Origin of the sequence: Paraburkholderia sp. LEh10 (genome assembly GCF_017814945.1) — a bacterium.
Classification (GTDB): Bacteria; Pseudomonadota; Gammaproteobacteria; order Burkholderiales; family Burkholderiaceae; genus Paraburkholderia.
Window position 1 is genome coordinate 24481 of sequence record NZ_JAGIPX010000053.1, and the last position, 12643, is coordinate 37123.

The following is a 12643-nucleotide window of genomic DNA, read 5'->3' on the forward strand; positions in this document are numbered from 1 at the left end:
GTCTCGGGCGATGTCGTCTGTGGCGTCCAGCCCGTCGACCGCGATGCTTGAGAAACCTTTGGGCAAGGCAACGAAGCACCACAACATGTTTTTAACGCCCCGTTGCCAACGCAGCAGCAAAAAGATTGAGGGAATCATGAAAGAGCTTTATTCCAACATTATCGGCGGGGAATTCGTTGCCGTAACGAATGCCTCTCGCAACATCAACCCGTCCGATATGAACGACGTCGTCGGCGAGTACGCTCAAGGGTCCATGGCGGACGTGAACAACGCCGTGGCCGCGGCCAAGGCTGCCTTCCCGGCCTGGAGCCATACAACGTCACAGACGCGCTTCGATATCCTGAAGAAGGCAGCCGACGAGATCCTCACTCGCAAAGACGAACTTGGCCGGCTGCTCGCGCGCGAGGAAGGCAAGACGCTCGCCGAAGGCATCGGTGAGGTGACGCGTGCGGGACAGATCTTCGCGTTCTTCGCCGGCGAATGCCTGCGTGCCGGCGGTGAGGCGTTGCCGTCCGTGCGCGCGGGTGTCGGTGTTGAGATCACCCGTGAGCCGGTAGGAATCATCGGAATGATCACGCCCTGGAACTTCCCGATTGCGATTCCGGCATGGAAGATCGCGCCAGCGCTTGCCTGGGGCAACTGCGTCGTCATCAAGCCGGCGGACCTCGTGCCGGGCTCGGCCTGGGCGCTGGTCGACATCCTCCAGCGCGCTGGCTTGCCGAAGGGCGTGCTCAATCTCGTCATGGGCCGCGGTTCGGTCGTCGGCCAGGCGCTGCTCGAGCACAAGGATGTTCATGCGATTTCCTTCACCGGCTCAATGGCGACCGGACGCAAGGTCGCGGCTACCTGCGTCGCCGCGAGTCCGATGAAAAAAATCCAACTCGAGATGGGTGGCAAGAACCCGCTCGTAGTGCTCGACGATGCGGACTTGGCCACGGCGGTTGAAGTGGCTATCAACGGCTCCTTCTTCTCGACCGGTCAGCGCTGCACCGCGTCTTCGCGCCTGATCGTCCAAGCCGGGATCCACGATCGCTTCGTCGCGGGCTGCATCGAGCGGCTGAAGAGCATCGTCGTCGACGACGCGCTGAAGCAAGGCACGCATATCGGCCCGGTGGTCGACCAGAGCCAACTCGAGCAGAACCTGAAGTACATTCAGATCGCCAAAGACGAGGGCGCCAGGCTGGCGTTCGGCGGCGAACTCCTGAAGCGCGCAACGCCGGGTTTCTATCTGCAGCCGGCGCTCTTCACCGAAACGACCAATGCGATGCGGATCTCGCGCGAGGAGGTCTTCGGCCCGGTCGCCAATATTGTGCGTGTCAAGGATTACGAAGAAGCGCTCGAAGTGGCGAACGACACAGAGTTCGGCCTTTCCTCGGGCATCTGCACCACCTCGCTGAAATATGCGACGCATTTCAAGCGCAACAGCGAGGTGGGCATGGTGATGGTCAATGTGCCCACAGCGGGCGTCGACTATCACGTGCCGTTCGGTGGCCGGAAGGGTTCGAGCTATGGCTCTCGTGAGCAAGGTACGTACGCCAAGGAGCACTACACCACGATCAAGACGGCCTACACGATGGCTTGATCACGGCCGTCGACATTCGGCGTCTATATCAGCAGCATGAAGACGATCCAATGATGAACCACGGGGGCGAGGGACAGCGAGTAAGCGGCCATGTCGCGCTACCGTCGAGTAGCGGGTCATGCCGTGGACCGAGCGCACCCTAAGTACGGTCGAGATTTTTTCGAAATCGCCTGAAAGATTATCAGGATGGCGGGAAGTTCTCCCGCCTAATAAAGTGTTATGTTGCAGTCATTGTACGCCAAGCTATTAAGCAGTGCTAACTCCAGAGGTTTTTGCAAATCTGGAGAAATTAGGCGAAATCAAGTGAAACAAGGGTGAAATATGTCCAAATGTACGGATGTTGGTAGCGCCACGGAATTGAAGCCGGGCGATATGAAGTGCGTTTTCGTGGGATCAAGGCGGGTTCTGCTGTCTAACGTCGACGGCAAGGTGTACGCGACCAACGATATCTGTTCGCACGCCTTAGCCTATCTCTCGGATGGGTTTCTTGATGGCTCCGTCGTCGAATGTCCGCTCCACGGCGCGCAATTCGACGTTATTACAGGGAAGGCGTTAACGGCGCCGGCCGACGGCGACATCGAAACCTACGAGGTCACGTTGGCGGACGGCAGGATTCTTGTCGCCGCAGCGTAGGTGACGGATGCGAAAGTCATGAAACGCCCCCCGAATCCAACATACGCTCGATCTGAGTGTGGAGAAATCTTATATGTCTTTCGAAACAGTATTGACCAGGGCGCTGAATTTGTGCGTTCCGGTCGTGGCGGGTCCTCTTGGGCGCGGCTCAAGCGCAGAGTTTCTCGGCGCGATGGCCCGTAGTGGCAGTTTCGGCTTTACCGCGGCGGCGCATATGCCGGAGGAGACGGTCAACCACGAGCTTGCGGAAATCAGCCAGGCCACGAACGGCCGGTTCGGTACCAATCTTTCGCTCACCCGTGATCGGCGCAAGTGGCTCGCGGCTGCGCTGGAAGCGGGGGTAAGCGTGTTCTCCCTCTGGCAGGGCGATATCGAACCCTATGTTCGTGTCATCAAGGATGCGGGCGGGGTCGTATTCTGGACTATTGGTACTTCGGAAGAGGCGAGGCGCGCCAAGGATCTCGGCGTCGACTTTATTGTTTCGCAGGGCGAGGAGGCGGGCGGCCATTACGTGGGATGCGCACCGACGATGTCGCTCCTGCCAGCTATCGTCGACGCCGCCAACGGGGTTCCCGTAGTGGCGGCGGGCGGTATCGCGGACGGGCGTGGCCTGGTCGCGGCGCTGGCACTGGGGGCTTGCGGTGTCTGGATGGGAACGCGTTTTGTCGCGAGCAAGGAATCAGCGAACCATCCCGGTTACAAGCAGCGAATTGTCGCCGCTCACGCGACGGACCTGGTCGAAACTGAGCTTTTCGATCCGGTCGGGCAGGAGTGCCCGCATCGCGTGATCCGCAATTCAACATTCTCCAAGTGGGAAGCGGCCGGTCGCCCGGCGAGCGGCCAACGGCCTGGGGAGGGCGAGCAGATCTCGCGTTTCCCGAATGGCAAGCCGCTCTATCGCTATGACACCGCCGCGGCTTGGGGTGCAATGGAGGGCGATTGGGAGGCCAGCCCCCTCTATGCAGGCACAACAGTCGGTCTCATTCACGATGTGAAGTCGGTCGCGGAAATCCTTGCTGAAATCGAGGCGACGGCAGAGGCGGCGCTCGGCGGAATCGCGAAGTTTCGGGCCGCTCGCTAAGCACGTAGAAGCGATCGATGCAAACTCCGAACTAGAATCTCGACGCCGTTGACGAGCGGCCCAGGAAGCTAGGCCAAGCACGCCGACATGGCGTGCGAGATTCTGGCGTATGACACGGCGCTTACTCAGGATCGCCCCATTCGTTTGAAGCACCCCGGACCGTGGCGCCAACAAGAGGCCGGGCATCTGATTGAAAGCGCCGGCTTTTTTCATCCTCGCCTACACTAAGGAACTTCGATGTACTTCACTATCGTCGCGCTCGATCGCCCAGGGGCTACTGATGTTAGAACCAATACCCGTCCGGCTCACCGCGAATACTTGCAAGCGGCCCATCCTGGCGTGACTTACAGGCTGGGCGGACCACTTCTGTCGCCGGACGGCAGCACGAGCATAGGTACGTTGCTGGTGATCGAGGCGCAGGACCTTGCGGCCGCCGAGCGCTTCGCGGCTGGCGACCCCTACAAAAAGGCGGATCTATTCGCAGAAGTCTCGGTCAGGCGTTGGGATTGGGGAACGGGGAATCCGGACAAGAAGTGAGGGTGGGCATGCTGGAGCGTTATACCTGATCCACACCGAACGGCCGCCTGGCCGCCGTGCATCAGCTCGGACATGCCGATCATGCTGACGATCGAAGTGTCCTTGATCAGCGACAGGTACTGGCCGATCAGCGGCGGCAGCACGATCTTGCCCGTCTGCGGCAACACGACGGAGAAGGACGTCTGCGTCTTGCTGAGGCCGAGAATCTGCGAGACTTCCCATTGGCCCTTCGGCACGGCCTCGATGCCCGAGCGAAACACTTCGGCGATATACGCGCCCTGGTACACATAGCCGAAATACGACACGCTGAAGTAGATGAACATCAGCGTGATGAGCACGGGGGTGCCGCGAAACAGTTCGGTATAGAGCTTCGCGGCGCGCGCCGTGCCCCATGGTCCGAAGGATCGCAATACGGCGGCGAGCAGGCCGATCAGCGTGCCGCCGACAATCGATGCCGCCGACAGCAGCAAGGTCGCGACCAGTCCCTGATGCTCGCGGCTTGCGCAACCGTATCTACGCCTCCGCAGGTCACAGAGGCGCCAGTCCCGAGAGCACTGCAACAGGCCGCGCAAGTGGCGAACTCGGTAGTCGACGAGAAGGCGGTCAAGCGAAAAGTTGCGATTGGCCGCTTTAGTAACGAAACCCGCTACGGGCGCACGTTCGTCACTGACGCAAATCTGGACCCGCTCGGAAAACAGGCAAGTGACATCCTCGCGAGCCGCTTGGCCGCGTCCAAGCAGTTTCTCGTATTCGAACGTCCGGACATTGCGGTCGCCGCAGAACAATCGTTGTCAAGGGATGCAGGTCTCATCGGTGTCGATGCACTTATCCTCGGTTCGGTAACTGAGTTTGGGAGGAAAGCAGACGGCTCAACCGTATATATCAGTGGCGGCGCGCTCCAAGGCATCAAGCCGGGCGCGAATCTGCATGTGTACAAAGCCGGTGAGTCAATCCAGAGCGGACAGACACTCCGGAGACCATCCAGATTCAATCGCTCAGCCGAGGGGACGAATACTCCGGACCTAATCTGCTGTACCTCCGAGTCCGACGATTGGTCGGGATTCGCTGTCTCATTGTCCCTCTCTCGTGGGCGCGTTGATGGTCGTAATCTAGCGTGCAGCAGCCACTCGAATGGACGAGTGACTGTCGCAGCGAATGTCAATTTTGCGACAGTCTAGTTTCAAGCAAGAGGATCAGCAAGCCCCTTCCATAGCGGCGTTTCGATGGCCGAAGCCCCTTAGCAAAATTGAATGTCAAGCGCAATCTCGCAAGCGGCGATGCGTGCACATACAATTTCCCCACTTACCCTGACCTTATCAATTTGATCAAAGATAAGGAGACGCACTTTCTTCGTCGGTCAATGACCTCCCAACGTTTGCGCTTACTTTTTCCTTAACGAACTGCCACGCAGAGGCCTATAAACAAAGGCCTCTTCGAACGTCATCGAAATTTTTAAGCAGGGGAAGGTCCGAACAACTCGTTTTGAGAGCACTGATCTTCTGCAGCGTAGGGCGTATCGGCCGTAAGCGTGAGCTGGCAGTTTGGTTGTTCGGCTTTTGAAGCATGACGACCGTCGTTTGCCGAGACTGCCGGCCTCAATCTTCACGCGCTTCAAGCTTTGCATAGTGCCTTGCGTGCCATCCAAAGGTTGCCCAGCGCAAACGGTGTCGTGATCTGCGCGGAAGGCGAAGCCTGTCCGCTGTGTCCGTTCTGGCGCAACCGTGACCGGTGGAGCGGCGGCGAGATCATTGGGTAAGTGCGATCTGCAGTGTCCGCAACCGATGCGCACGGGGCCACCGGCATAAGCCAGGGTAACGGGACTTGCCGTGCTGAAGCGACACGCGGGCAACGAAGGTGTCGGTCGGCATCGTCGCGCACGAAGGATGCGGATGCCGATCCTGTTGAGCGATGGAGTTGGGAGCGCGGCGATGCCGCACCGCCCTGCAAATGAGGCCTCGCGGGCTCAATCTTCCGCGACACCGGGACACTGCCGTTCTCTTCGCGCAACCGCGCTGCACACGATTGCGCGGGATGTGTAGTCCGGGTTGGCTGTCACTTCGATATTTTTTTGACGGGGAAACTGAGTGAGCCGTATTTCGCTGATCACCATGGTACAGGCCATGAAATCCGTCAAGGAAATTAACCTCGCACAAAAAGAGAAGATTGCCGACGAGATATTCCATGCCCAACCTCACATGCTCGGCTCTGTCTTCGTTCTCCAAAAACTCGGCCACAAATGCTAATAGGCCGACGTCCGGTTGACGACGCAGCAAAGACCACCCGGCAGCGCCTATTGAGTCTGAGGTTTGCGTATGCGTTATCACCGATTAAATGTGGCCACGAGTAACACTCGGACGTCCCAAGGACTCCGAAAGCCGTCATTGAAGCCATGCAAACCCGAGTGGCTGCAGTGTGTCGGTATGGTGCGTTTGCTGTCGGCCCGAATTCGGCCAAAAAGTGCCGATCGCCGCCGTCAGGCAACGTCCGTTCGGGCCGTGCCCACCGAGCAATTGATAGTCACATGTCGACAGACCCTCGATCAGGCCAACCGTCGCACGCATGGAAGATTCAATGGGAATAGGGGGCGACGGGCTGACGAGGACGGTGCGATCGCGCGGCTCCCGGAGTGAGCAAGCCGCCGTCCGAATATCCGGGACGCGGAACGCTCGGGCCCTGGACGTTCGCGAGGTCCGCGAGACTGATGAAGGCTTTCGTTGTTTCGATGTACGAAGAGATTTCCGCTGTACGGCCGCGATGCTGACCCACAGACTCGCTGCCTTCCCACTCCCAAGCCGCGCTTTCACCAACAGCGCGCCGCAACGTCGCCGGCAGCGACGTTGCGGCAGCGCGACGAGTCGGCTCAGCGCGCGCCGATCGTCACCACCAGAGTTGCCTGCGAGCTGAGCCCCGCCGAATCGACCGCGGTCAGCGTCAGCGTGTAAATTCCGGCGACCGGGTGCCGCCATTTGGCAACTAAGCCCGGCCCGCTCTCGACGAACACCATGCCGGACGGCGCGCCCTTGATGTCGACCTTCACGTTGTCCGCGCCTGGGTCCTCGATATCGATCACGCCGCTGACCGGGCGGCCCTCAACACCACTGATCGGCGCAGCCGAGATCGCAGGGCCCGTTGCCTCGGACGAGATCCGCACGCTCATCGTCGCCGAACCGGACTGGCCGTTGCTGGTGTCGGTCGCCTTGACGCTGACGCTATACGTGCCCTTCGCAGGCGTTCTCCAGCTGATCACGCCGGCGCTGCTGATCGACATGCCAGAAGGCGCGCCGGTGAGGGAGAACCTGACCGGATCGGCCGCACTGACGTCGACCTGATAGCTGAGCGGCTGTTTCGCCTGGCCCACGATCGTCGCTGCCTGCACGACCGGCTTCGATGCCGCGACGATGGTCACGTTCGCACTCGCGCTGCCCGTCGAGCCGTTGACCGTATCCTTCGCGGTCACGGTCACCTTGTAAGTGCCGGCGACCGGCTGCGCCCATGTCACCTGACCGGAGCTATCTATGCTCATGCCCTGCGGTGCATTCGCGAGCGACCAGCTGAGCGGGTCCGACGAGCTGGCCGCCACCGTGAACGACAGTGCGCTGCCCGCCGTGCCCTTGACCGTCGCGGCCGACACGACCGGCGACGGCGCCTTGGACACGCCGAGCGTCGACAGCAGGCTGCCGGCCACCGGTGTGCCGAGACCCGACGGCTGATCGTAGCCGGTATGGGCCGAGCAGCTCGAGCAGTAACCGTCGTTGCCCGAAGTGACATCATAGAACACAGTCGCGTACAGACCCGCGTCGGTCGAGACGGTACCGTACAACTGCGCCTGCGCGAGGCCGAGTGCGCCGAGACTGTTGCGCGCCCGCTGTGCATTGGTGACGGCGACGATGCCGGCCCATTGCGGGGTCGACAGACTGGTGCCGCCGGCGCTGTACCAGCTCGGCGCGGCCGCGTCGGGCGTGATGACCGCGACGTACTGACCGCTGAACGGATCCGCGTTGAACGACACGTCGGCAACCGAGCGCTTCGTCAGCGTGCCGAGTCTAGGCACCGACTTGGTCTGATACGCGGGTACCGAGGTGTACTGACTAATGCCACCGCCGGTACCCGACCACACCGTTTCGCTCCTGGTGGTGCCGTCGTAACTCAGGTGGGTCCCGCCGACGGCCAGCACGTTCGGCGACACGGACGGCCATCCGACGCCAGTGCCGTTATCGCCGGTAGCGGCCACGTAGGTCATGTTCGCTTGCTTGAACGCCGAATCGACGGAGCCGGTCCACGAGCCTTCGGGGGCGACGAAGCTCATCGACACGACGCCGGGCCCCATCGCGTTCGCAAGGTTGACCGCCGCGATCTGGCTGCTGGTCGACGGATCCGGCGCCTGGATCAGCACGATGCGCGCGAGCGGCGCGGTAGCGTGGACCCACTGCACGTCGAGCGCGATTTCGGTGGCCCAGTCCGAGTCGTACGGCGGCGCGTTCGACGTCATCGCGCCGCTGGTCGTCGAGCGCACGATCGAGAACTGGCACGCGTTGCTGCTAGGGGCCGCGAGCGGCAGCGACGCGTTCGGCGCGATGGTGGTCGTCGTGCAGCCCGGCAAGCCGAATTTCTGGTTGAACGCCGCGAGTTCCTTGACGACGTTCGGATCGCTCATCGCGTCGATCACGTAAATCGTCTGGCCGGCGCCCATTTGCGCGGCCTCGCTCGCGCTCAGATTGCTCCACGACGACGGCAGCGGCGGTAGCTGATAGGCCGCGCGAATCTGCGCCGGCGTATACGTCGTCACCTGCGTTGAATTCGTCGCCGCCCGTGCAGTCCTCCTAGCGAGCCGTGCAATCGTTTGTGGCGTCAACTGCGCAAGCGACACGGCCGCCATTGTCGACGTCGACGCTTGCGCGGCAGGAGGCTGATTGGCCGACGCGAAAGGCGCCGCGCTGTCGATGTCGGAAGGCGGGTTCAACACCACCGGGGCCGTGTAGAACGCCGGCCTCACCAGCGTGCTCGCCACCGTGCTCGACAGCGGCGACAACGACACCGAGCTCGTACCTGACGAGGTGTCGGCGAGCTTCGCGGAGCTCGTGCCGCTCAACGCCGTCGAGTCGTCACTGCCACCGCCGCATCCCGCAAGCAGTATCGGCGCGAGCGCTGTGGTCACAAAAGTGGCACGCGCGAGCGTGCACCGAACCGGTCGGATAGTTTTCATTGGGATCGTCCTTCTGCGGGAGGCTGGACCGGAATTACCAGCACGGGTGGAGAAACCGCGGATGCGGGCAGATCGGGCGCGCGTCGCTGCCAGCCGCTCGCACAGGTCTGTACGGACGGGTAATAGCCGGGCGGCTCGGCGCACCAGAGTCTGACGCTTGCAGGTGGCTGGGCAGAAGGTGGAACGGGCGATGTCTGCGCTTGCGAGCTGCATGCGCCTAATCCGGACATCAGCGCACAGGCGGCGCAGATTGCCGTGACGATGCCACGTGAGCGATTCAAGCCTGCCCACGCGTTACGTTTGCCTAATGAAATGAAACGGGCTGCCGGCCTCGCGAAATAACCAGAGAATTGGGCGTGCTCGTCGGTTTCGACAAGGCCGATAGCAATCCGATTGAGCTGGATCATCGTTGTTCGCGTCACATTGGATACAGGGTTGGGGCGCACAAAGCGATGATTGGTCTGTCGGCACCGCGCGAGCAAGCTTGATGGCAATTCGCGGGTTAGTTGCTGGACAGACGGTGAGAGGACCTTACCATTTTTTTCTGCGACGGGAATATCGCATGCAGCGCGCGGAAACGGGGCCACATTTTCGGCTCCTACGGCGCGCCGCTTCCACGTCTGGATAGTAGGGATTGTCCTTAAACATGAAGGGCCGCGCGGGGCATCACTAAAGACGATCGTTCGATCCCGCGCGGCGGATTGATGCCGCTGACTTCTCACGCGGCCTACCGCGCAGTGCTCATCCGGCGGCTTGCATGTGCGCGGCGACCGCATCGAGCGTGCGCGCGCCGAGTACACCGGCGTCTCGCGCGGTACATGTCATTTTTTGGAGGTCCGGGTCCGATCGGAAAACGCCGATCGGTCCACATCAGGCCGATGAAGTACAGTCGCGTCGCCTGATCATTCTCCGAACGGCAGAGAAGTAGCCTAAAGCCACCTCACCACCGCCGACAGCCGAACGTCCGCAATGGCCGATTGTGCCAAGCTCGTCGACTAATGTTGCGCGCAACATTAGTCGACGAGCTTGGTTACCTGCCGTTCAGCCAGACCGGCGGTGCGCTGCTGTTCCATCTGCTTAGCAAGCTCTACGAGCGAACCAGCATCATCATCACGACCAATCTGAGCTTCTCCGAATGGGCCAGCGTGTTTGCCGATGCAAAGATGACGGCAGCGCTCGACCGTCTTACGCATCACTGTCATTGTAGAAACAGGCAACGATAGCTATCGTTTCAGAAACAGTACAACGCAACCAAAAAAGGAGATAAAGAAGGCCAAGATACCCACCGAATAACCGCAAAGCTTGTCCAACGGGTGGGTCAGGATTCCGTGCAAATCAACACTCTCCCGGCATGTTGCCGGAAAACCGTGTTTTTCCCAACAAACGGTCCGTTCCTGACTATAGTGTAATGGCGTGGCACGAGGATACGCACGGAACAGCTGGCTCAATCACGACACCATCTGAGGACGTTCCATGAACACGCGGAACAGCAAGCTTGTCCGGGCGGCACGGATTCGCAGCGCGACCGTTGCGCTTGCATTGCTCGCCGCGTGCCATGGACACAGCAATTCCGGTCAGCCGAGCGCGAACCCTACCGTCAACTATCAGGTGGTGTCGTTTGGCGACAGCCTGTCGGATGTCGGCACGTATGCACCCATAGCGCAGCCGGTGGGTGGAGGCCGCTTCACGACGAACCCGGGTCTCGTGTGGACACAGGTTGTGGCGAATTTCTATGGGGGCACACTGACGGCCGCCTATACCGGCGGATTCGGCTTCCCGTTGACGGCCCACTCCGACGGCCTTGGCTATGCACAGGGTGGCGCGCGCGTGACGGACCCTAACGGCATCGACTTCAAGGCGAATGGAACCGGCGCGACGACCGTGCCGGTCGTGACCCAGTTGCAGAACTACCTGAATGCACACGGCAGCTTCAACGCGAACCAGCTCGTGCTAGTAAATGGCGGCGGGAGCGACATCCTGATTCATGCTGGCGCCGTTGCGAGCGGCAGCGAAACAACCGCACAAGCCGATCAGGCCATCACCCTTGCCGCGCAGCAACTGGCGGCTATCGTCGGTCAGATCCTGCAAGCCGGCGCGAAGCACGTGGTTCTGTCGAATGTGGGGAATGCCGGTGTGTCGCCATTCGGCGTCAACAGCGCCGACCACGGTGCCGAGCTATCGGGACTTTCGCAGACGTTCAACTCGGCGCTCACGAGCGCGCTACAGGCAGCGGGGATCCAGAACCAGGTGATCGTGATCGACCAGTATACGTTTATCAACAACACCCTTGCGGCACTTCAGGCGAACGGCTTCACGGTAGGCAACACCGACACCGGGTGCAATCCGAGACTGATCTCATCACTGGTCTCCGCCTATTCGCTGTTCTGCTCGCCTGCAACCTATACGGTCTCCAACGCTGACCAGACCTACATGTTCGCGGACACCGTCCACCCCACGACGCGCCTGCACGCGTTGTTCGCGCAGCTCGTCGAACAGGCGGTCACGGCCGCGAAGTAATCGTGTTTCGAATCGCCACGCATTAACGCGGCACATAGTACTCGTCGGGCAGCAGCATGTCCTCGAGGAAGGTCACACTCATTGATGACGGGTCGCCCCGACGATGACACGTCGTCTGGCGCTAATGCAGCCGACCTTCGTGTGCCGGCACTGCGCGCTGATGATCATCGTCGACATCGTCCAGCCTACTCAGCCAGTCCGGGCACCACCTCTTCGTAGCGTGCAAACAAGAACGCTAGGCGACAGCACTTGCCGAGGCCAGCACATAGGCATCGATGACCGTTGGTTTACAGTAAGCTGCCGTTGATGTGGCGCAGGTTCCAACGGCGGCTGTCGATCGATGACGGAAGTTGGCTGACGGGTCGAAATCGCGATAGTGACAGTATCCATGCGGGTGGCAGGCTCGTCGTGGCTGTCTACACCATGACGAATCCGTACCGCATACCGAGCATCACCGCTTCGGTGCGGTTGGTCGCGCCGAGTTTGCCGAAGATGGAGGACAGGTGGTATTTCACCGTGTTCTCCGAGATGTCGAGTTGCCGCGCGATCTCCTTGTTGCCGAGTCCGTCGGCGAGCATCGCCAGCACTTCGATCTCGCGTAACGTCAAGGCTTCGAACGGTTCGCCGGATGCCGCCTGACGTGACGGTTTTCGTCCGGCCAGCAGCCTTGCGAGGATCTCGGGCGACAGCACGCAAAGGCCCGCCGCGACAGCTTCGATCGCCACGACGATTTCGGCTGGTATCGCGTTGCGCGGCAGGATTGCCACCGCATCGGCGGGCAGCGTATCAAGGATCCAGTCGCTGTCCGGGTCGTCGATCAACAGGACGAGCGCCGGTGGCGCGTGCCCGAGTTCGAATAGCGTCTTGAGCGCGTCGCTAGCATGCGGCTCGATGTCGGCCACGACCACATCCGACACCAAACCGGCGAGGCAATCGACGAGCGTTTCGGCGTCGGTTGCGCTAGCCAGGAATGCAAGTGCCGGATTCGCCTCGACAAGCGTTTGCAGGCTTGCGCGCACCCGCGACGAGGCTGCAATCACTGCGACCCGCACCGTCGCCATGTGTACCATCTGCCCATCCGACATTTCGC

Annotated in this window: 10 protein-coding genes and 1 pseudogene; 8 read left to right on the forward strand and 3 right to left on the reverse strand. The window is 61.1% G+C overall.

The window, feature by feature from the left end; translation table 11 throughout:
* Positions 1-136: 136 nt before the first annotated feature.
* From J8I87_RS32370 to J8I87_RS32385, 4 genes are all read left to right on the forward strand, one after another.
* Positions 137-1582, forward strand: coding sequence for an aldehyde dehydrogenase family protein (locus J8I87_RS32370; RefSeq protein ID WP_209936264.1), 1446 nt, complete (start codon positions 137-139; stop codon positions 1580-1582).
* Positions 1583-1903: 321 nt separating this feature from the next.
* Positions 1904-2215: a non-heme iron oxygenase ferredoxin subunit gene (locus tag J8I87_RS32375; RefSeq protein WP_209936265.1), complete on the forward strand. Its 312-nt coding sequence runs from the start codon at positions 1904-1906 to the stop codon at positions 2213-2215.
* Between the two features lie 58 nt (positions 2216-2273).
* Complete coding sequence (locus J8I87_RS32380; protein ID WP_313067182.1) at positions 2274-3296, forward strand: nitronate monooxygenase; 1023 nt, start codon at positions 2274-2276, stop codon at positions 3294-3296.
* A gap of 237 nt (positions 3297-3533) precedes the next feature.
* Positions 3534-3833 carry a YciI family protein gene (locus tag J8I87_RS32385; protein WP_209936268.1) on the forward strand — a complete coding sequence of 100 codons (300 nt, stop codon included), beginning with the start codon at positions 3534-3536 and terminating at the stop codon, positions 3831-3833.
* On the opposite strand, the gene J8I87_RS32390 is transcribed toward J8I87_RS32385, so the two are convergent.
* Complete coding sequence (locus J8I87_RS32390; protein WP_209936301.1) at positions 3755-4360, reverse strand: amino acid ABC transporter permease; 606 nt, start codon at positions 4358-4360, stop codon at positions 3755-3757. The two genes, J8I87_RS32385 and J8I87_RS32390, sit on opposite strands and share 79 nt — an antisense overlap.
* Between J8I87_RS32390 and J8I87_RS32395 the strand changes: the two genes are divergently transcribed.
* Positions 4322-5011 (forward strand): CsgG/HfaB family protein, encoded by a 690-nt coding sequence (locus tag J8I87_RS32395; RefSeq protein ID WP_209936269.1) that lies wholly within the window; start codon positions 4322-4324, stop codon positions 5009-5011. The two genes, J8I87_RS32390 and J8I87_RS32395, sit on opposite strands and share 39 nt — an antisense overlap.
* Positions 5012-5917: 906 nt before the next feature.
* Positions 5918-6076 (forward strand): hypothetical protein, encoded by a 159-nt coding sequence (locus J8I87_RS32400; RefSeq protein WP_209936270.1) that lies wholly within the window; start codon positions 5918-5920, stop codon positions 6074-6076.
* Between the two features lie 617 nt (positions 6077-6693).
* Here J8I87_RS32400 and J8I87_RS32405 read toward each other — a convergent pair.
* Positions 6694-9036: a putative Ig domain-containing protein gene (locus tag J8I87_RS32405; RefSeq protein WP_209936272.1), complete on the reverse strand. Its 2343-nt coding sequence runs from the start codon at positions 9034-9036 to the stop codon at positions 6694-6696.
* 986 nt (positions 9037-10022) lie between these two features.
* Here J8I87_RS32405 and J8I87_RS32410 point away from each other — a divergent pair.
* Together J8I87_RS32410 and J8I87_RS32415 are read left to right on the forward strand one after the other, a co-directional pair.
* Positions 10023-10329, forward strand: a pseudogene (locus tag J8I87_RS32410) (ATP-binding protein); the annotation flags it as partial.
* A gap of 180 nt (positions 10330-10509) precedes the next feature.
* Entirely contained in the window at positions 10510-11553 is a 1044-nt protein-coding gene (locus J8I87_RS32415) for an SGNH/GDSL hydrolase family protein (protein ID WP_209936274.1), read from the forward strand.
* Between the two features lie 416 nt (positions 11554-11969).
* Here J8I87_RS32415 and J8I87_RS32420 read toward each other — a convergent pair whose 3' ends face one another.
* Positions 11970-12638, reverse strand: coding sequence for a response regulator transcription factor (locus J8I87_RS32420; protein ID WP_209936276.1), 669 nt, complete (start codon positions 12636-12638; stop codon positions 11970-11972).
* Between the last annotated feature and the right edge of the window lie 5 nt (positions 12639-12643).